This window comes from Pseudonocardia aurantiaca (assembly GCF_039526725.1).
GTDB classification, from domain to species: domain Bacteria; phylum Actinomycetota; class Actinomycetes; order Mycobacteriales; family Pseudonocardiaceae; genus Pseudonocardia; species Pseudonocardia aurantiaca.
Window position 1 is genome coordinate 319,366 of the sequence record NZ_BAAAJG010000010.1, and the last position, 19,684, is coordinate 339,049.

14 protein-coding genes and 1 pseudogene are annotated in these 19,684 nt (G+C 69.9%); 9 read left to right on the forward strand and 6 right to left on the reverse strand.

All coding sequences use genetic code 11. The features are described from left to right. The first annotated feature begins 410 nt into the window (after positions 1-410). From ABD143_RS17170 to ABD143_RS17180, 3 genes are all read left to right on the forward strand, one after another. Entirely contained in the window at positions 411-584 is a 174-nt protein-coding gene (locus ABD143_RS17170) for a hypothetical protein (protein ID WP_343978796.1), read from the forward strand. 241 nt (positions 585-825) lie between these two features. Beyond that, complete coding sequence (locus ABD143_RS17175) at positions 826-2,439, forward strand: FAD-dependent oxidoreductase (RefSeq protein ID WP_343978799.1); 1,614 nt, start codon at positions 826-828, stop codon at positions 2,437-2,439. Between the two features lie 53 nt (positions 2,440-2,492). Next, on the forward strand, positions 2,493-3,761 hold the full coding sequence (locus ABD143_RS17180) for a cytochrome P450 (protein ID WP_343978802.1): 1,269 nt from the start codon (positions 2,493-2,495) through the stop codon (positions 3,759-3,761). Between the two features lie 139 nt (positions 3,762-3,900). On the opposite strand, the gene ABD143_RS17185 is transcribed toward ABD143_RS17180, so the two are convergent. Next, a complete protein-coding gene (locus ABD143_RS17185) occupies positions 3,901-6,279 on the reverse strand; it encodes a lysylphosphatidylglycerol synthase domain-containing protein (RefSeq protein WP_343978805.1) in 2,379 nt (792 codons plus the stop codon). A gap of 196 nt (positions 6,280-6,475) precedes the next feature. Here ABD143_RS17185 and ABD143_RS17190 point away from each other — a divergent pair, with 196 nt between their 5' ends. The 3 genes from ABD143_RS17190 (at position 6,476) to glgX (ending at position 12,590) form a co-directional block, all read left to right on the forward strand. Beyond that, positions 6,476-7,555 carry a lysylphosphatidylglycerol synthase transmembrane domain-containing protein gene (locus ABD143_RS17190; protein ID WP_343978808.1) on the forward strand — a complete coding sequence of 360 codons (1,080 nt, stop codon included), beginning with the start codon at positions 6,476-6,478 and terminating at the stop codon, positions 7,553-7,555. A 197-nt stretch (positions 7,556-7,752) separates the two neighbouring features. Then, positions 7,753-10,467, forward strand: a complete 2,715-nt coding sequence (locus tag ABD143_RS17195; RefSeq protein ID WP_343978811.1) for an MGH1-like glycoside hydrolase domain-containing protein — start codon at positions 7,753-7,755, stop codon at positions 10,465-10,467. A 5-nt stretch (positions 10,468-10,472) separates the two neighbouring features. Further along, entirely contained in the window at positions 10,473-12,590 is a 2,118-nt protein-coding gene (gene glgX, locus ABD143_RS17200; protein WP_343978814.1) for a glycogen debranching protein GlgX, read from the forward strand. A gap of 238 nt (positions 12,591-12,828) precedes the next feature. Here glgX and ABD143_RS17205 read toward each other — a convergent pair whose 3' ends face one another. The 4 genes and pseudogenes from ABD143_RS17205 to ABD143_RS17220 all read right to left on the reverse strand — a co-directional run. Beyond that, positions 12,829-13,974, reverse strand: coding sequence for an RNA polymerase sigma factor (locus ABD143_RS17205; RefSeq protein ID WP_343978817.1), 1,146 nt, complete (start codon positions 13,972-13,974; stop codon positions 12,829-12,831). Positions 13,975-14,000: 26 nt separating this feature from the next. Further along, a complete protein-coding gene (locus ABD143_RS17210; RefSeq protein WP_343978820.1) occupies positions 14,001-14,408 on the reverse strand; it encodes a YciI family protein in 408 nt (135 codons plus the stop codon). Between the two features lie 318 nt (positions 14,409-14,726). Then, the gene (locus ABD143_RS17215; protein WP_343979113.1) at positions 14,727-15,161 is read right to left on the reverse strand and encodes a histidine kinase; all 435 of its coding nucleotides are present in this window, start codon (positions 15,159-15,161) and stop codon (positions 14,727-14,729) included. 54 nt (positions 15,162-15,215) lie between these two features. Further along, positions 15,216-15,458, reverse strand: a pseudogene (locus tag ABD143_RS17220) (GAF domain-containing protein); the annotation flags it as partial. Between the two features lie 194 nt (positions 15,459-15,652). Here ABD143_RS17220 and ABD143_RS17225 point away from each other — a divergent pair. Further along, positions 15,653-16,639 (forward strand): polyphosphate kinase 2 family protein, encoded by a 987-nt coding sequence (locus ABD143_RS17225; RefSeq protein WP_343978823.1) that lies wholly within the window; start codon positions 15,653-15,655, stop codon positions 16,637-16,639. A 34-nt stretch (positions 16,640-16,673) separates the two neighbouring features. Further along, on the forward strand, positions 16,674-17,006 hold the full coding sequence (locus ABD143_RS17230) for an electron transfer flavoprotein subunit alpha/FixB family protein (RefSeq protein ID WP_343978826.1): 333 nt from the start codon (positions 16,674-16,676) through the stop codon (positions 17,004-17,006). A 411-nt stretch (positions 17,007-17,417) separates the two neighbouring features. On the opposite strand, the gene ABD143_RS17235 is transcribed toward ABD143_RS17230, so the two are convergent. Beyond that, a complete protein-coding gene (locus ABD143_RS17235; RefSeq protein WP_343978829.1) occupies positions 17,418-18,566 on the reverse strand; it encodes a CapA family protein in 1,149 nt (382 codons plus the stop codon). A 170-nt stretch (positions 18,567-18,736) separates the two neighbouring features. Between ABD143_RS17235 and ABD143_RS17240 the strand changes: the two genes are divergently transcribed. Then, positions 18,737-19,606 (forward strand): alpha/beta fold hydrolase, encoded by an 870-nt coding sequence (locus ABD143_RS17240; RefSeq protein WP_343978832.1) that lies wholly within the window; start codon positions 18,737-18,739, stop codon positions 19,604-19,606. Positions 19,607-19,684: the final 78 nt, after the last annotated feature.

Sequence of the window (19,684 nt, forward strand, 5' to 3'; positions counted from 1 at the left end):
CGGTTCTAGCGGCTGTCGTCATTGTCCGGATCGAGATCGCGGAGGATCTCCTCGTCCGCGCCTTCGGTCCGGAGGCCTGAACCGTCGGGCTGTGGGCTGTCGGAGGGAGTGAGGCATCCGGGGCAGATGACGGAGCCGTCTGTGGCGGTCTCCCAGTCGATGAACTCGGAGGACTCGACCTGTACATATCTCCCGCATCGGATGCAGCGTTCGGTGTGGGGCATAGGTGGTCCTCCGATCGGTTGACGTTCGGTCGGGTGCGACGAGCCGCTGAACAATGCTGTGAGCCGGTGCCCCGATGTTCCTGCTCTGTCGATCACGTCGCAGAAGCCGATTGAGTTGGGGTGGTGGACAGAGTGGTGGACAGAATTGTCCTCCGCCCCGCGAGCCGACGAGTAGTTTCAGCTGTCATGGCCGATCAGAGTCTCAGCGAGCAAGCCCGCGAGGCCGTGCTCAAGGCGATCATCAAGTCAGCTCCGACCGTGGGCAACAGCCCGGCTGGAATCCGCGATCTCGCCGAGGCGTATGCCCTCCTGGAGCGAGACTTGCTCCCCACTGCCGGCGTTGTGAAGAACAAGACGTAGCGAGCTGGTTCAGCGCTGCCACCCCCGCTGGCTGCTGACATCGTCACCCTCAACAGCGCCGTCATCTGCATCGGCGGCGGTACATTGAGACGACCGACCCGCGGCCCGGGCAGCGCGGACCCGGCGAATGTGGTCCCCGCCGTGCCGCGCTCGGCTGAGAGAGCAGGCGTCGGCGTTACGGCGTCCGTGCGCGATGGTGAGACGAAGCAGCCGATCCGTTGGGTTCGGAAGGGGCGTCCACATGAAGATCGTCGTGGATCTCACGCGCTGCCAGGGATATGCGCAGTGCGCCTTCGCCGCGCCGGATGTGTTCGCCATGCGCGGCGACGAGGCGTTGCTGTATGACCCCGCTCCGGACGACGCGCAGCGGGACAGGATCGTGCGGGCCGCGGCGGCCTGCCCGGTCCAGGCCATCTACCTCGACCGCAAGGACGCCCGGCACCAGCAGGCCGGAGCCGGGGCGCCCGTGGCAACGGCAGGCCCTGAGGAGGCATTCAAGCGCTCCGGGCGCATCGTCATCGTCGGGGCGTCCCTGGCTGGGATGCGGGCCGGTTCGACGCTGCGCAAGGAAGGCTTCACCGGCTCGCTGACCGTGATCGGGGACGAGCCTTACCCCCCTTACGACCGGCCGCCGCTGTCCAAGCAGGTCCTCATGGGCCAGGTTCCGGCGCGGCAGACCACGTTGCCCCGCCACGACGAGTTCGACGCGCACTGGCGGCTGGGAGTCGCGGCCACGGGTCTTGACCTGAGCGGCAAGCAGGTGCACCTGGCCGACGGCGACAAGGTGGGATTCGACCGGTTGCTCATCGCCACCGGGGTGCGGGCCCGCCCGTGGCCGAACGAGGCTGAGGCCGGGCTCGACGGGTTGTTCGCGCTGCACACCCCGGACGACGCGGACGAGCTGCGGCAGCGGCTGGCAGCCGGACCCGGGCGGGTGCTGGTCATCGGTGCCGGGTTCACCGGCTCCGAGGTCGCCTCCGCCTGCTGCGAGCTGGGCGTGCCGGTAACGGTGGTCGAGCGGGGCGCGGCCCCGCTGGTCGGGGCGCTGGGCGCGGTGATCGGCGGTGTCGCGGCGCAGATGCAGCGCGACCACGGGGTCGACCTGCGGTGCGGCGTCCGAGTCGAGGCGCTGGAAGGCGACGGGAGCGGGCGGCTGCGGCGGGCCCGGCTGTCCGACGGCAGCACCCTGGACGTCGACGTGGCGGTGGCCGCGCTCGGCAGCATCCGCAACGTCGAATGGCTGGACGGGTCGGGGCTGGCGGCCGGGGTCTGGGGGGTGGCATGCGATGCGGGGTGCCGCGCTGTCGACGTCAACGGCGTCGTCACCGACGATGTGTTCGTCGCAGGCGACGTGGCCCGCTGCCCACACCCGGTCTACGACTACCAATATCTCGCCCTGGAGCACTGGGGCAACGCCGTCGCGCAGGCGGGGATCGCCGCCCACAACATGATCAGCGCCGAGAGCGGGCGCTGGCCGCACCTGGCGCTACCGGAGTTCTGGTCCACCCAGTTCGGCACCGAGATCAAGTCCGTCGGCGTTCCCACCCATGCCGACCAGGTCGTCATCGCCCAGGGATCGGTGGCCGAGCGCCGCTTCGTCGCCGCCTACGGCTACCGCGGGCGCATCACCGCAGCGGTCGCGTTCAACCAGGCCAAGTGGTTGGAGTTCTACGCGGGGTTGATCGACCGGGCGGCGCCGTTCCCGCCTGCCTTCCACACCCTCGACCAGCCCACCGACGGACGCCCGGTCGCGGCCGAGGTCCCAGACCGGCCCACCCCGCAGGCCACCGTCGTGGTGACCGGCCACGGACCCAGCGAACGGCGGGCCACGTTCGTCCACAGAACGTACCTGTGACCCCTGCCCCAGCCACCCCACGTCCAGACCTCACGTGCACGGAGGCCGCCATCATGGCCCAGACCAGCATCTGGCAGCAGATCCTCGACCAACCCAACCGGGCCGACCCGTACCCGCTCTACGCCGAGCTGCGCAAGACACCCGTGGTGGCGGCGGAGGACGGGAGCTACGTCGTGAGCACCTACCGGGACATCGTCGCCCTGCTCCACGACCCACGACTCAGCTCAGACCCGCGCCACCTCCCCGACCTCGGCGCGGACGCGCCGACGCAAGCGCCCCCGGAGGGCCCTCCCGAGCTGCCGCCCAACTTCATCCGCCTCGATCCGCCCGAACACGACCGGATCCGGCGCCTGCTGACGTGGAACTTCGGGCCGCCGCACCGCCCCGGTCGCATCGACAGCATGATTCCCAACATGCTCGAGATCGTGACGAGCGAGATCAACGACTTCGCAAGCGACGACCGGTCGGGCACCACCCGGGTCGACATCGTCGACGACTTCGCCTATCCGTTCCCGGTCACGGTGATCTGCCAACTGCTGGGAGTGCCACGCGACGACGAACCGCGATTCCAGGCAATGTCCGACGCGGTCATCAAAGCCGCCGACCCGACCACCGGAGGGTTCGCGGAGCGGCGGCGCCGACAGGCCGAGGCGAACGCCGAGCTCGGTCAGTACTTCGCCCAGCTCCTCGACGCCCGCCACGGCCAACCGGGCGACGACCTGCTCTCCGGGCTCCTCAGCGGCGACGGCCCCGACGCGCCGATGCCACCCGAAGAGGTGCTGAGCAACGCAGGCCTGCTCCTCGTCGCCGGCCACGAGACGACCGTCAACCTCATCACCAACGGCATGCTCACCCTCCTGCGGCACCCCGAGGTGCTCGACCGGCTACGCCGCGGCGACGAACCCGACCTGGCTGCCCGGGTGGTCGAGGAACTGCTGCGCTACGAACCACCCGTGCAGTTTCTGTCCAACAACCGGAACACCCTCGATGACATCGAGGTCGCCGGCACCACCATCCCCAAGGGCTCAATGGTCACACTCGTGCTCGCCGCCGGCAGCCGCGACCCGGCCGACGTCCCCGAGCCCGACCGCTTCGACCCCGACCGCGAGCACAACGAACACCTGGGCTTCGGCGGCGGTGCCCACTACTGCTTCGGCGCCCCGTTGGCCCGGCCCGAAACGCAGATCGCCCTCACCGAACTCGCACGCCGGCTCAAGAACCCCCGGCTCGTCGCCGATCCGCCGCCTTACCGCCCGAGTCCGGGCCTGCGCGGTCCCCGCCACCTCCTCGTCGAGATCGACGGCGTCAACCCCGCCTGCTGAGTACGGTGGACCCGCCGTCGCGCTCCTTCGCCGCTTACGGCGCTTCGCACTGGGCGGTCTTGATTCTGTTGGCCGCAGGTGCGGGGGTGCTCGCCTGGTTCGGCGGCAGATACAGCGGTGGGTTTGAGCGGTGCGCCGGTCAGACGATGGCGCGGTGCTGCAGATATCGGAATATCGCGATGCCGGGTAGCGCCGGCAGCCAGTAGGTGAGCAGCCGATTGGTGAGGACCGTCGCCACAGCCACGGTCGGTGCGATCCCCAATGCCGTCAGACCGCCGACCATCAGAGCCTCGGTGGGTCCGAGGCCACCGGGGATAGGCGCGATGTGTCCGAGAGTCTGGCCGATCACGAACACCGCGATCACCGCCGGCACGGGGACATGCCGATCGAATGCTGCCAGCGTGGCCGCCAGACCCAGGCCGGAGACCACCAGATACCCGGTGGCTCCGCCGAACAGTTGAAACGCCCGGAGCGGTTGGCGCAGGGCGTCCAGCAATTCGCGGGTCACGCGCAGCCCGGGATGGACGATCCTGCGGCGGCCGAACGGAGACCACAGCACAGCGGCGGCGACGACGAGCACAGCGGCCGCCGCCACCAGTACCGGCCACCCGAGCGGGATATGCGCCCCGAGGAGCAAGCGCGAGGCCCCGATCACGAAGACGCCGATCACGCACCAGAGCCCGCCGACGACGCCCGTGGCGGCCACGTTCAACATCGTCACGCCGACCGCGCTCGACCGGCGGATGCCCAGCCGCTCCATGAATGCGATGTTGATCCCGAAGAAGCCGATCCCGCCCGGGGTCGTGCGTCCGGTGAACGCGGCGGCGAGCTGCACGGCGGTGGTGCGCCAGAACGGCAACGGAGTCGAGCTCGAGCCGATGATCGAGATGCTGCTGAGCACAATCGCGATGAACCCGGTGAACGTGGCCAGGGCCAGCCAGCTCCAGTGTGCGTGCCACAGCGAGTCGATCACCGCCCGCATGCTGGAGAGCTGCGGCAGGATTGTGTATACGGCCGCGCCGAGCAGCAGCAGGCCGACAAGCGTGGCCGGCCGAACCGGTGATCGGAAGGTCGGTATAGGCCGGTCGATCTGCTCCGCGAGCGTCTCGCGCAGGTCGGTCAGCACATAGCGGTCCTGGCCGAGCTGCTTGCGGATCCGTCGCGGTAACGCCAGCGGCTGCAGGTAGGCGAGCGCCGGCTCGAGCCGGTCGGGAGGCAGGACCCGGCACGCGCTGCGAACCGTGCGCTGGACGCCGACCCGCGAGGCGATCGAGATCAGCGCCTCGGCGAGGTCCTGCGCGGCACGATCAGCTGAGGCACCGATGGTGCCGAGGGTAAAGTTGAGCAGCCACGGGTTGCCCTCGGTGTCGACGAAGACGTTCTTCGCGCGCAGATCGTGGTGGGCGATCCTGGTTTCACCGAGCGCGGCGACCTGGAGCCAGATGGCGTCCAGCAACGGATCGTCGATCTCGTCGCCGGACAGCTCCGTCAGCCGACGGCCCTCGATCTGACGGCGGACAAGCAGCGGGGCGCCGTACCGGGTCTCACATGTCAGCACAATGGGTGGGGTGCGCAGTCCAGCGCGTTGTGCGAACAGCGTGACGAGCGCCTCGTGTTCGGCCTCGTGGTACGGGGTCGACAACCGTGGTTCGGGCTCGATCTCGAGCGAGGCCAGGAGCCGTCGCAGCTTGTACCAGGCGCCGCCGCGACGATGCAGCCGTCGGACCACCTCGACACGCAGCTTGTCACCGGACTCGGTGGTCACGCCGAACTCGAGTGGTTCCCGCATGCGGGTCCGGATGGGAACCGCCTCGACCGGCGTCAGCCCAGCGCGTTCGAGCGCCCGGAACACCGCCGGCTCGGACGTCCGGCGGCCGGGCGCGCCCCACACGAGCTGGAAGATCGCGCCGATCCCCCACCCGAGGAAAACCGCGGCGAATGCGCCTAGCGGCAGGCTGTTGCCGAGATACACGTCTGCGGCAGCGACGAGAATCGCCACCGCCCACGCGGCGGCACGGTACTTCGCGTTGGGCAGGAAAGGAGCAGCTACGGCCACCATCGCCGCGGTGACGGCGGACTGGGTCGCCATGAAGGCGAAGCCCTCGGGACCCAGCAGCCGGAACCCGGCATCACCGAGCAGCTCCGCCGGCACCGGCCGTCGACCGACCATGCCGTCGATCACCTGGACCAGGCCCCAGGCGAGCGCTCCGGCCGCTGCGCACTGCAGACCGAGCTTGATCCGCTTGAGGTAGAGAGCAAGTGCGGTGACCGCCGCGATTCCGGCCCAGCTACCTGCCCAGGTGAGGACCCGCCACACCGTCGTCGACGCCGCAGGGATCTGCGCGAATTGCTGGAAGATCGCCACCTCGACCGGGTTGACGACCCGAACCCGGGCGGCCAGCGCGCACAGCACGACGACGCCGGCCGCGATGAGCAGGACGACCAGGTCGCGCGGATTCCGTCCCGTCGGCATCGGGGGCTGCCGCTCGGCCGTCGCGACCGTCGGTTGTTCGGTCACGGACCCGTCGCCCACTGTTCCTGCCCTACGCGCACTCTCGGTCGATCGTCCCAGTCTGCCTGACGGCATCGGGCACCGACGGGGATGCAGCGGCGGCATTCGGGTGGCCGCATGTGGCGACTGCTACCGGTGACGTGCTCGCCGGCCTCTCCGAATCACCGGCGTGCCCGCCTGCGCGGCTCGTACCGTTGAAGTTGTGAAAACGGTGTTGCACTGGCTGGTGGTCGTAGCGGCCTTGGCGTACGTGTCCTTCCAGGCTCCGGCGCTCGTCCGCTCGGTCGTGGCCGCTGGAGGGCAGCTGCACGAGATCCGCTGGGAGTGGGTGGCTGCGTCGCTGGTGCTGGGGCTGGCGGCGGTCGCCGTGTACGCGGAGCTGCACCGCCAGCTGCTTGCGGTGGGGGGCGCGAGGCTCCCGGTCCGGGTCGTGCAGTCCATCACCTTGAGCGAGAACGCGATCGCCAACACCGTGCCCGTCGTGGGCGGGGCGGGGTCTGTCGCTTATGCGATCAGTCGCTTCCGCCGCCGCGGTGTCGACTCCGGCCTGTCTGCGTGGGCGGTGTTGCTCGCCGGCGTCCTGGACACGTTATGCCTGATCGTGCTGGCCGCGATCGCTGTGGCTGCGATCGGGCGGATATCTGTTCAGGTCGCCGCGATAGTCGTGGTGCTGGTCGGCGGGGCAGCAGTCGGTGTGTGGACACTGGTGACGCATCCGCCCGTGCTACGAACTGTGCTCCGGCCTGTGCTGTGGCTCGACCGTTTCGTCCCCACTCGGTGCACGGATTGTCGCGATCGGCGGGTCGCAGATCTGGACGGCATGACCAACCGTGTCGTGGCCCGGCTGGGGCTGCTTCGGCCCACCCCGATTCAGTGGTCGCGGGTGGTGGGGGTGACGGTCCTGTCGTGGCTGGTCGACTTCGCCAATCTGGCCGTCGCTGCGTTCTCGATGCTCCCGTACGTGCCGTGGCCGGCGCTGGTCGTCGGCTTTCTCGTCGTGCAGGCCAGCATCGCCCTGCAAGTGCTCCCGGGCGGGGCGGGACTGGCCGAGGTCGGCCTGCTGGGCACCCTGGTCGCTGCCGGCGTCCCCACCGGTCGGGCCGCGATGGTCGTGCTGATCTACCGGGCCAGCAGCTGGCTCGTGCCTTCCGTGGCAGGCTGGGCCGCCTACGCGGTGCACATCCATGCCACGCGGCCGCGGCTGCATCGTCACCAGTCGTACAGAAGGCGGCCTGCGATCGGTTGGCCCGCGGCTGCTGCAACCGAGAACGAGCACGGGTAGGCCCCCGTATCCACCGACGGGATCACGTCCCCCGCCGGCCGTCCCGGGCGTTCAGCGCCCCGCTGTCGATGTCACCCCGCCACGAGTTGTACATCGAAGGTGGTGCCTGCTCACCCTCCTCGGATGAGGGTCCGGCCGCGCACCCGTCCATATCGTCCCCCGAGCGGCGATGGCGCATGACCGGACGGAGGACGACGGTGGGGACTGAGCGGGAACGGGCGCGCGGGTTCGGGAAGCTCGAGGACGGGCTGCGCCAGGCGGACGACTGGTACCTCTGGGGGCCGTACGTCAGCGAGCGGCAGTGGGGCACGGTCCGCGAGGACTACAGCGCCGACGGCGAGGCATGGGCATACCTCCCGCACGACCACGCCCGGTCCAGGGCATACCGGTGGGGAGAGGACGGTCTCGCCGGGTTCTGCGACGTCGAGCAGCGGCTGTGCCTCGGCCTGGCGCTGTGGAACGGGCGCGACCCGATTCTCAAGGAGCGCGCCTTCGGGCTGACGGGCGCCGAGGCGAACCACGGCGAGGACGTCAAGGAGTACTGGTGGTACCTCGACGCCGTGCCCAGCCACGCCTGGAACCGGTGGCGCTACCACTATCCGCAGGCAGAGTTCCCTTACGAAGATCTGCGCCGGGAGAACGGACGGCGGGGCAAGCTCGATCCTGAGTACGAGCTCCTGGACACCGGGGCTTTCGACAACGACCGCTACTGGATCGTCGAGGTTCATTACGCGAAGGCCGATCCCGGGGACGTCCTGATGTCCGTCCAGGTGACCAACGCGGGCCCGGATCCGGACACCCTGCACGTACTGCCCACCGCGTGGTTCCGCAACACCTGGTCCTGGGACGCCGACAGTCCTCGCCCCGGGCTGGAGGCGGCCGGGGCGGGCTCGGTCGCGGTGCATCACCCGTTCCTCGGCGAGCTGGAACTGCTGGCCGCCCCCGGCCCGGACGGCGCACCGGCGGCGCCACTGTTCTGCGAGAACGAGACCAACGACGAGCGCCTCTTCGGTGTCCGGTCCACCACCCCGTACCCCAAGGACGGGATCAACGACCATGTCGTGACCGGGGCGCCCACGGTCAATCCGGACCGGCGCGGGACGAAATGCGCGTTCTGGCACCAGATCACCGTGGCGGCGGGCGCGACCGTCGAGCTGCGGCTGCGGCTGCGCCCCGCCGGCTCCGTGGTCGAGCCGGCCACGGCGCTGGGACCGGACTTCGACGAGGTGATCGCCCGGCGCCGGGCCGAGGCCGACGAGTTCTACGCCGAGCTGACGCCCGCGAGTGCCTCCGCCGACGAGGCTGTCGTGATGCGCCAGGCCTTCGCCGGGATGCTGTGGAGCAAGCAGCTCTACTACTACGACGTGGCGCGCTGGCTGGACGGCGACCCCACCCAACCCCGGCCGCCGGACTCCCGGCTCGGCGGCCGCAATTCCAGGTGGCGCGGATTCGACGCGTTCGACATCATGTCGATGCCCGACAAATGGGAATATCCCTGGTTCGCCGCCTGGGACCTGGCATTCCACTGCGTCGCCTTGGCCCATGTCGACCCCGCGTTCGCGAAATACCAGCTGATCCTGCTCTCCCGCGAATGGTTTCAGCATTCGAACGGGGCGCTGCCGGCCTACGAATGGGATTTCGGTGACGTCAACCCACCGGTACAGGCATGGGCCGCGCTCGAGGTGTTCGTCATCGACGGCTGCCGCGACCTCGACTTCCTCAGTCAGGTGTTCGACAAGCAGTTGGTGAACTTCACCTGGTGGGTCAACCGGCAGGACGCCGCCGGGTCGAACCTGTTCGAGGGCGGGTTCCTCGGGCTGGACAACATCGGCCCGCTGGACCGCTCCCATCTACCGGTCGGTGGCACGCTTCAGCAGGCCGACGCGACCGGCTGGATGGCGTACTACGCCCTCTCGATGGGCACCATTGCCCTCTTCCTGCACCGCGGCGGGCGCCGTCCGGCAGCCGATCTAGTCCTCAAGTTCCTCGAGCATTTCGCGGCGATCCGCGGTGCCATGGCCGACCAAGGGCTGTGGCACGACACCGACGGGCTGTTCTACGACCGCCTGGTCACCCCGGACGGGGCGGCTGTGCCGGTCAAGGTCCGGTCCATGGTGGGCATCATTCCCATGCTGGCCGCCGGGGTCATCGACGAGGCGATGCTCGACCGGGCACTGCTGGTCGCCAAGAACTTCGCGAAGTTCCTCGAGCGTGAAGGCCTGGACAACCGGGAGAAGCTCGCCGATGCCGGCCTCCTCCGGGGCGCGCCGGGACAGCGGGGAATGCTGCTCGGTGTCGTCGGCATCGACCGGCTGGAGCGGCTGTTCGCCAAGCTCTTCGACGAGGCAGAGTTCCTCTCGCCCCATGGGCTGCGGGCCATGTCCGCCTACCACCGCGAGCACCCGTACGAGTTCGAGGTCGACGGCGTACGGGCGGGAATCGACTACGAACCCGCCGAATCGACCACCGCGATGTTCGGCGGCAACTCCAACTGGCGCGGTCCGCTGTGGTTCCCGCTGAACTACATGGTGATCAGCGCGCTGGAGCGCTACGACCGCTTCTTCGGCGACGACTACACGGTCGAGTACCCGACAGGGTCCGGCCGGCAGCTGCCCTTGGCCGCCATCATCGCGGATCTGCGTGAACGGCTGACCTCGATCTTCGTGATCGGTCCGGACGGGCGACGTCCGTGCTTCGGGGGTGTCGAGCGGATGCAGAACGACCCGGCCTGGAAGGACAACCTGGTGTTCAGCGAGTACTTCCACGGCGACAACGGCGCCGGGCTCGGCGCGGCGCACCAGACGGGCTGGACCGGGCTCGTGGCCGACGTGATCAGACGACGGCACGGAGCGGTGTCCTCCGTCGGCGACGCCCTCCGGGAATCGTCCGGTCCGGAAGGGCCGCAGCAGTGAGCGGCGTGAGCACCCCCTGGGCAGCGCGACCCGGCATGTGGTTCCCGCTGGGCGCCACCGTCCGGGACGGCGGCACCAACTTCGCAGTCGCGTCGGGAGTCGCCGACGGAATGCTGCTGTGCCTGTTCGACGATCAGGGTGCGGAGATCCGGATCCCGATGCCGGATCGCGACGGCGGCGTCTGGCACGCGTTCGTGCCGGGCGTCGGCGCCGGGCAGGCGTACGGGTACCGCGCGACCGGCCCGTACGATCCGGGCCGCGGGGTCCGCTGCAACCCGGCCAAGCTGCTGCTCGACCCCTACACGAGGGCGACGACCGGCGAGGTCCGGTTCGGGCCGGAGGTGCTCGGCCACGCGCCCGACGACCCCGACAAACCCAGCGCGCTCGACTCGGCCGCACACGTACCGCGCAGCCTGGTCGTGGACCCGGCCTACGAGTGGACCACGGAGCCCGTCCCGCAGCGCCGGTACGCCGACACGGTCATCTACGAGGTCCACGTCAAGGGGTTCACCGCCGCCCACCCAGGAGTTCCGGCGGAGCTTCGTGGCACGTACGCCGGGCTGGGCCACGAGGCCGCGATCGCCCACCTGCTGCATCTCGGCGTGACCGCGGTCGAGTTGCTGCCGGTGCACCAGAGCGTGCCCGAAGCCTTCCTCCCCGATCGCGGTCTGACCAACTACTGGGGCTACAACACGATCGGCTATTTCGCGCCGCACGCCGGCTACTCCGCCGCGGTGCGGGCGGGACACCCGGGCGGCCAGGTCGCCGAGTTCAAGGCCATGGTCGACGCCTTGCACGCCGCCGGACTCGAGGTGCTGCTCGACGTCGTGTTCAACCACACGGCCGAGGGCGACCACACCGGCCCGACCCTGTGCCATCGCGGATTGGACAACGAGGCCTACTACCGGCTGCAGCCGGACGATCCCCGACGCTATGTCGACACGACGGGCTGCGGGAACTCGATCGATGCCGGCGACCCGCTGGCCCTCCAGCTGATCATGGACTCGCTGCGCTACTGGCTGACGGAGATGCGGGTCGACGGCTTCCGCTTCGACCTCGCGCCCACGCTGGCGCGCCAGTACGGCAGCTTCGACCGGGTCTCGGCGTTCCTCGACCTGGTGTCCCAGGATCCCGTGGTGTCGCGGGCCAAGCTGGTCGCCGAGCCCTGGGACGTGGGCCAGGCCGACAGCTACGACGTCGGCCGCTTCCCGCCGCTGTGGCGGGAGTGGAACGGCCGCTACAGGGACACGATGCGCGACTTCTGGCGCAGCCACGGTGGGCTCCTCGGCGACGTCGCCACCCGTCTCACCGGATCCGCCGACCTGTACGGCGGCGCCGGGCAGCGGCCGACCGCGTCGGTCAACATGATCACCGCGCACGACGGCTTCACGCTCGCCGACCTCGTGTCCTACGACAGCAAACACAATGAGGCCAACGGCGAGGCCAACAGGGACGGCACCGACGACAACCGCTCGTGGAACTGCGGTGTCGAGGGCCCCACCACCGACAGCGAGGTCCTCGCCTTGCGCGGGCGCCAGAGCCGGGCCCTGCTCACCACGCTGCTGCTGTCCTTCGGCATCCCGATGATCGTCGGCGGGGACGAGCTCGGCCGCACCCAGCAGGGCAACAACAACGCCTACTGCCAGGACAACCCGATCACCTGGTTCGACTGGTCGGCGGTGGACGAGGACCTGCTGGCATTCACCCGGCGCTTGGTGGCCCTCCGGCAGTCCCACCCGGTGTTCCGGCGCCGAAGGTTCCTGGTCGGGGCGGAGGCCGCGGAGCTGTTGTGGTTCACCCCGGCCGGCACCCCGATGAGCGCGGCGGACTGGCAGAATCCCGACGCGCGGAGCGTCGCGCTCTACCTCGACGGCGCCGATGCGCCCGACGTCGCGCCCGATGGCAGCCTGATGATCGACGACGACTTCCTGCTACTGGTCAACGCCTGGTGGGAGCCGCTCGACTTCACCGTCCCGCCCACCCGGCCCGGCCAGACCTGGCAGCGGGAGATCGACACCTTCGATCCGGTGGCGAACGAGGTCTCCGTCAAGGCGGCCGCCGGCGACATGGTGGCAGTCGGGCCTCGATCGGTGGTCGTGCTCAGAGCAACGGCGACACCCTGACGGGAGCGGGCTCGTTGAAGGGTCCGGGCGGAGGTCGAGTTCGATCTTGCGTGGGACCGCTGGATAGGGTGCGCCGGTGCACGCAGGGACCATGCCGGATTCCCTTCGGCAGCTCCGGTTCGCCGTGCTCGGCCCCTTGCGGGTCTGGTGGGGCGAGGTGGACCAGCTGATCCCCTATGGCACGGATGAAAGCACGGACCGCGAGAGGGTCGCCTTGTGCAGTGGTTGACCAACAGGTTCACCCACGCAGTGCCTGACTGATCCGCGCTGCCTGCCGGGTGAGGTGGTGACGTTCGGCGAGGTTGGGGGCGGACCGGGCGGCGTCGGCATACAACCGTGCGGCGGTCCGAAGGTCGCCCACCTTCTCGTGGAGGTACGCCGAGGCGGCGGTGTGTCGGGGCAGGTCAGGGTCCACCGTGGCCAAGGCCGCGAGGCCGGCTTTCGCGCCATCGGCCTCGCCGATCGCGACGGCCCGGTTGAGCTGCACGACCGGGCTCCCGGTGAGCCGGAGCAGCTCGTCGTACCAGCCGACGATCTGCACCCAGTCGGTCTCCTCTGCGCGCGGTGCGTCGGCGTGCAGGGCGGCGATGGCGGCCTGGGCCTGGAACTCACCGAGTCGGTCCCGGCCCAAAGCCTTCTGCAGGACCGCAACGCCCTCGGCGATGAGCGAGGTGTTCCAGCGGGAGCGGTCCTGCTCGGCCAGGGGGACCAGGCTGCCGTCGCGCCTGGTCCGCGCCGGTCGCCGAGCGTGGTGCAGCAGCATCAACGCCAACAGCCCCGCGGTCTCCTCGTCATCGGTCATCGACGCCAACTGCCGGGTGAGCCGGATCGCCTCGGCCGCCAGGTCGACATCGCCGGTGTAGCCCTCGTTGAAGACCAGGTAGAGCACCCGTAGCACCGTCGCCAGGTCGCCAGGCTCGGAGAACCGCACGTCGCCGACCGTGCGTTTGGCCCGGCTGATCCGCTGCGCCATCGTCGCCTCCGGCACGAGATACGCCTGGGCGATCTGCCGGGTGGTCAAGCCGCCGGCGGCCCGCAGCGTGAGGGCCACCGCGGACGCCGGGGTCAGCGACGGATGGGCGCAGAGGAAGAAGAGCTGCAACGTGTCGTCTGCGGTCTCGGCCGGTCCGGGCGGCGGCTCGGCCTCGACCCGCTGCTCCCGGTCGCGCCGCGAGACCTCGGAGCGGCGGGCGTCGAGGAACTTGCGCCAGGCAACCGTGACCAGCCAGCCCTTCGGGTCGGCGGGCTGCCGGTCCGGCCAGGTCAGCGCGGCCTGGATGAGTGCTTCCTGCACGGCGTCCTCGGCCGTCGCGAAATCAACTCCGCGATGCACGAGGACGCCGATCACCGCGGGAGTCAGCTCCCTCAGCAGCAGTTCGTCCATCAGCCGATCTTCCCTGGCCGGCGCGGTCACTCGGTGACCGTGGGCGGTGTGCCCAGGAACGGGCGCAGCTCGAGCCATTCGTGGATCGGCTTGCCGCCCGCTCCGGGGGCTGCCGACAGCTCGCCGGCGAGCGCGAGCGCGCGCTCGTAGGTGTCGACGTCGATCACCATCCAACCGGCGATGAGGTCCTTGGTCTCCGCGAAGGGCCCGTCGGTGACCGGCGGCCGACCCTCCCCGTCGTACCGGACGAACGTGCCCTGAGGCGAGAGCGCCTGGCTGTCGACGTACTCACCGGTGGTCTCGAGCCGGGCAGCGAAGTCGTTCATGTACTGCACATGGTCTTCGACCTCCTCCGGGGTCCACTGGTCCATCGGGACGGGGTTCGCGGACTCGGGGGCGCCGCGGTAGTGCTTGAGAAGCAGGTACTTCGCCATGCTGGGTCTCCTTGGTGCGGTGCGGCCACGGTGGCTGCATCTGGCCCTGGGACGGAGCCGCCGGGCTGGTCTCGACATCCTCGGCCACATCTTCTTCAACCTCCTGACGCAGCACGGCCCGAGCCACCCTCGACGACGTCCTACCAGGACGCCACCGACACCCAGGGACACGCCCCCAGTTCGGCTCCAAGGATGTCTCGGTCGGTGGTCGTCTTGCCTGCACCGGGTGACCACCGCCTTCGGCGGACGGGCCGACCAGCCGTCAGCCTTCCGCGCCGCCGGTGCCGGCCGTGAGCAGTCCCGGCTCGGGGGAGAAATTCAGCGGGAGCGCCACCTGCAGGGCGGTGCCCGCGCCGGTTGGGCTGTGCACCGTGAGCCGGCCGCCGAGGGCCTCCACCCGGTCGGTGAGGCCCACGAGACCGGACCCGTCCGCGGCACCGGCGCCGCCGCGGCCGTCGTGCGCACCTCGATCCGCAGCACACCTTCGCCGGCCGCCGCGCCGACGTCGACAACCGAGGCTTGCGCGTGCTTGGCGGCGTTCGTCAGCGCCTCAGCAACGAAGTAGTAGCCGGCCAGTTCGATCGGCTCGGGCAGCCGCCCGTTGACGCGGACGTCGGCGGCCGCCTCGCCGGCGCCGGGTGGCAGCGCAGCCTGCGCGGTCCGGATCTGCACGCTGAGGAAGAACAGGTGCTGTTGCACGCCGTCGTGCAGATCGCGCTCGATGCGGCGGCGGGCAGCATCGGCGGCGGCCACGATCCGCGCTCGCGAGGCGGCCAGCGCGGCCTGGACCTCGGCGTTGGCGATCGCGGTGGCGACCAACTCGGTGAACCCGACCAGCCGGGACTCGGTGCCGGCCGGCAACGGCTCCCGGACGGATCCCACGACTACGACGCCCCACAGCCGACGCTCGACGCTGATCGGCACGCCGACAGCTGCGCGGAAGCCCCACTCGCGGCCGAGATCGGCGGACGCCCCCGAGGCATCGGTGTAGCGGAGGCTCGGTTCTCCCGCCAGGGGTTCCCCGATCGATCGAAGGCGGTCGGGGTCTCTTTCAGGGGTTCGGACAGGAACGGCGGCACCAACGCGGTCTCCAGGATCGCCGCGAACGCCTCATCTCGGAAGGGTGGTTCGTTCACCCTGACCGGGCGAGGTCGAACTCCTCTCGGCGCTGCACGCTGACGCGAGGCGCGCCAGGCACGGCGGCGGGGCGCGACTGCTCGACCACGGGAGAGGCGGGCTCACGAATGACCGACGAGCGTGCCGCGCGGATCGCGGAGTTCATCGACCCGCTGTGGGTGAGGCCGGGGTCGCGGGTCGACCTGGGGAAGGACTTCGACCCGGGCTACCGCGCCGACTTCCTGCGCAAGCAGGATGGCGTCGCCCTCCTCGAGACGGGCGTCACGCTGCTCGCGGACTACCAGCGACGCCTCGCTGCCCAGGGCACCCACGGCGTGCTCCTGTGCCTGCAGGCCCTGGACGCAGGGGGCAAGGATGGCACGATCCGTCACGTCATGAGCGGGGTGAACCCGCAGGGTGTGCGCGTCAGCGGCTTCAAGGTCCCGTCAACAGAGGAGCTCGATCACGACTACCTGTGGCGGTACGTGCGCAAGCTGCCGGCCCGGGGCGAGATCGGGATCTTCAACCGGTCGCACTACGAGGAGGTCCTCGTGGTGCGGGTCCACCCGGAGAACCTGGACCGCCAGAAGCTGCCGAAGTCGGCCAAGGGCGACGACGTGTGGGAGCGCCGCTACCGGGAGATCAACGACTGGGAGCGCTACCTGACCGACAATGGGATCGCGCTGGTGAAGCTGCTGCTGAACCTGTCGAAGGAGGAGCAGCGGATCCGCTTCCTCCGGCGCATCGACGAGCCGGAACGGAACTGGAAGTTCTCGGCGGCCGACGTACGGGAGCGCCGGCGGTGGGACGACTACCAGCGGGCCTTCTCGGAGATGCTGTCGGCGACGAGCACGAAGTGGGCGCCCTGGTACGTCGTGCCCGCCGACCGCAAGTGGTTCGCCCGGATCTGCTCCGCCGCAGTGCTCGCCCACACGCTGATCGGGATCGACCCCCGGTACCCGACCGTCAGCGACGAGACCAGGGCGAACCTCGCGACGGCCAGGCGTGAGCTGGAGACGGAGGCGCCCAAGGGTGCCGCCCTGGACCCCTATCTCGCGGCCCGGGACGGCCGCTCCGGCAAGAAGCCCAAGAAGGGGAAGAAGGCACACGTGTGACCGGGTCGCGTCGATCCAGCTGAAGTGGGCCGTTATGCAGCCGGGCACTTCTGCCGGCGTCCCCACTGATCAACACGGGGCCCGGCAGATAGTGGCGACCCGGTGTGGGAGCCGTAGATCCGGGTACTACCCGCACCAGTTCCAGGTCGGGCAGACCGGCAAGACCGTGTCCCCGCAGCTGTACATCGCGCTGGGCATCTCCGGGGCGATCCAGCACCGGGCCGGGATGCAGACCTCCAAGAGGATCATCGCGGTGAACAAGGACCCGGAGGCGCCGATCTTCGAGATCGCCGACTACGGCGTCATCGGCGATCTGTTCACAGTCGCCCCACAGCTCACCGATGAGGTCGTCCGCCGGCGCGCCTGAAGTATCTCTGCTCTCCGGAAACGATCAGGCGATTCAGAGATGAGCCCGATGGTTGCCCCACGAGTCAGTCGGACGGCTAGCCTCTCGGAAGGTCGAGGAATGCCGGTCTTCTTCACATCCAAGGACATGTACGACGTCTCGCACTGGCCGAGCGGAAAGTGACTGCAGCCGGACATCTAGCCAAGTTGGTAGACCTGCTGCGCGCTTTCGAACCGGCCGACGGTCGGCATCGATCATATCTGCACGCCATCGGGCGACACGATCTTGACTGATCGACAGCGAGGGCGTCGTCAGCTTCGCTGCTCCGCGGTGTCCTACGCCCTCGAGACTCAGTACGGCCCTGTGGCCCGGCGCGAGAGCCATCAGCCCACCCGCACCTGCGCCGCCCGGTTCGCGTCCGCTCCGCTCCGCCTACTTCAGGACGAGCATGCCGTCCGCTTCGAGAGCGACGCGCGTACCGAAGCCACGGCTGACACGGTGGAGCACGCCTTGCAGCCACATCGCCTCGGCATTCGAAGCGCGCCGAAGCCGCATCCGGCAGGCCCGCATCGGGGCCATCCGCACTCCGGCCAACTCACCGGTCCCCGGCCGGACGGCGACCACGTACATCAGCCGGAGGTCATGGCGGTACTCCTCGTACCCCTTGATGCCCTCGTAGTCGTTGACGAAGTCACCGCAGCCGTACAGGACCACCTTGCCGCGGTACACCTCGATGGGGCGGGGATGGTGCGAGGAGTGCCCGTGCACGATGTCCACACCGCCGTCGACGAGCCGGTGGGCGAAGCGGACCTGCTCGCGGAGGACCTGATAGCCCCAGTTGGATCCCCAGTGGATGGAGGCGATCGCGAGGTCATCCGATTCCTTGCACTGCTGCACTCGGTCGACGATCTCGTCGGCGGCCGCGTCCGACAAGTCCCGCACGAAGCCGACACCCGGCCGCCGGTCGGTCGCGGCCCAGCTCTCCGGGATGCCGCTCGACGTGGTTCCGAACGAGAACACCAGTACGCGCCCGCTTCCTGGGAGCGTCACTGCGGCGGGTCTCCAGGCGCCGGGCCCGTCGCGTCCCGCGCCGATTGGACACAGCCTTGCCCCAGTCAGCGCCTCGAGTGTGTCCTCGAGCCCCTGACGACCGAAGTCAAGGACGTGGTTGTTCGCCAGCACGCAGACATCGGGCCGCGCGACCGAGAGGGACGGTAGGTTCGCGGGGCTCATCCGGTAGTGGACGCCCTTTCCCGGCGCGAAGCGGGAGCAGGAGGTAATCGCCGTCTCGAGGTTCACAACGCGCACGTCCGGGGCGATCTCGTCGAGTACACCGAGGGCGTCCCCCCATGGCCAGGAGAAGTCGACGGGACGAGGGACGGCGCCGTTCACAGCCTCCGCGAGATCCACGTAGGTACGGGCATCCCGAACGAACCGCTCCTTCAGGGCCGGGTCACCGGGGTTGGGCAGGATCTGGTCGATGCCGCGGCCGAGCATCACGTCGCCGCAGAGGAAGATCGTCGTCAGCTCGTCGGCCATCGATGGCCCCCGCCGCCCGGCCTCCACCTGTCGTTCATCCACATCGGGGCCTCCCTCGCTCGGGCCCTCATTGTTCGGCGCGTGCCGCCGCGCGGACGGCTCAGCCGACCGCGGCGGCGGCCGTGTGCCGCAGCGCGCGGAGGGGTCGACCCAGCGACCACGGTAACCGATCTATGTATGGTAAGGCGGCACCCTCAGCCCCGAAGGACCCCATGATTTCTCCGACCGAGATCACGTTGCCCGGTGACGGCGTCCTGCTTGCCGCGGACCGGTGGGACCCGTCCGGCCCGGCCAACGGGCTCGTCCTGCTCCTGCATGGCGGCGGGCAGACCCGGCACTCCTGGCGCACCACCGGTCGGGACGTGGCCCGCCACGGCTGGACCGCCGTCGCCGTCGACGCCCGCGGTCACGGCGACAGCGACCGGGCGCCGGACGGCGACTACGGCATGGACGCGCTCGTCGCCGACCTGCACCGCACTGTCGAGTCGCTGTCCGCCCGGCCCGTTCTGGTCGGCGCCTCGATGGGCGGCCTGACCTCGTTGGTCGCCCAGGGCGAGGACCCGGGGCTGGCCCGTGGCCTCGTGCTGGTCGACATCGCCCCGCGGGTCGAGACGCAAGGCGTCGCAGAGATCACGTCGTTCATGCGCCGCGGCCTGGCCGGCTTCGACAGCATGGAGGAGGCCGTCGCCGCGGTCGTCGCCTACAACCCGCACCGGTCGACGACGCCGAACCCGGACGGGTTGCGCAAGAACCTCCGGGAGCGCGACGGCAAGCTCTACTGGCACTGGGATCCGCGGCTCGTCGAGGGTCGGGACGGGACCGGCCGCGCCGCCGCGGACGCCGCCGACCGCTACGCACGGGCGCGGGCCGCGGCATCCGCGATCACGGTGCCCACGCTGCTGGTCCGAGGGGTCCTGTCGAACGTGGTCAGCCCGGAAGGCGCCCAGGAGCTGCTGGATCTCATCCCCGCCGCACGCCTGATCGACGTGGCCGGCGCCGGGCACATGGTGGCTGGCGACGACAACGACGTCTTCACCGGCGGGCTGCGCGCCTTCCTCGACGCGGTCGACGCCACGTTCTGAGTCCACGTCGGCCCGCATGCCGGCGGTGCTTGGGGCCCTCCGCACGACACATAAATCTAACTCTGCTTGGTACTGTCG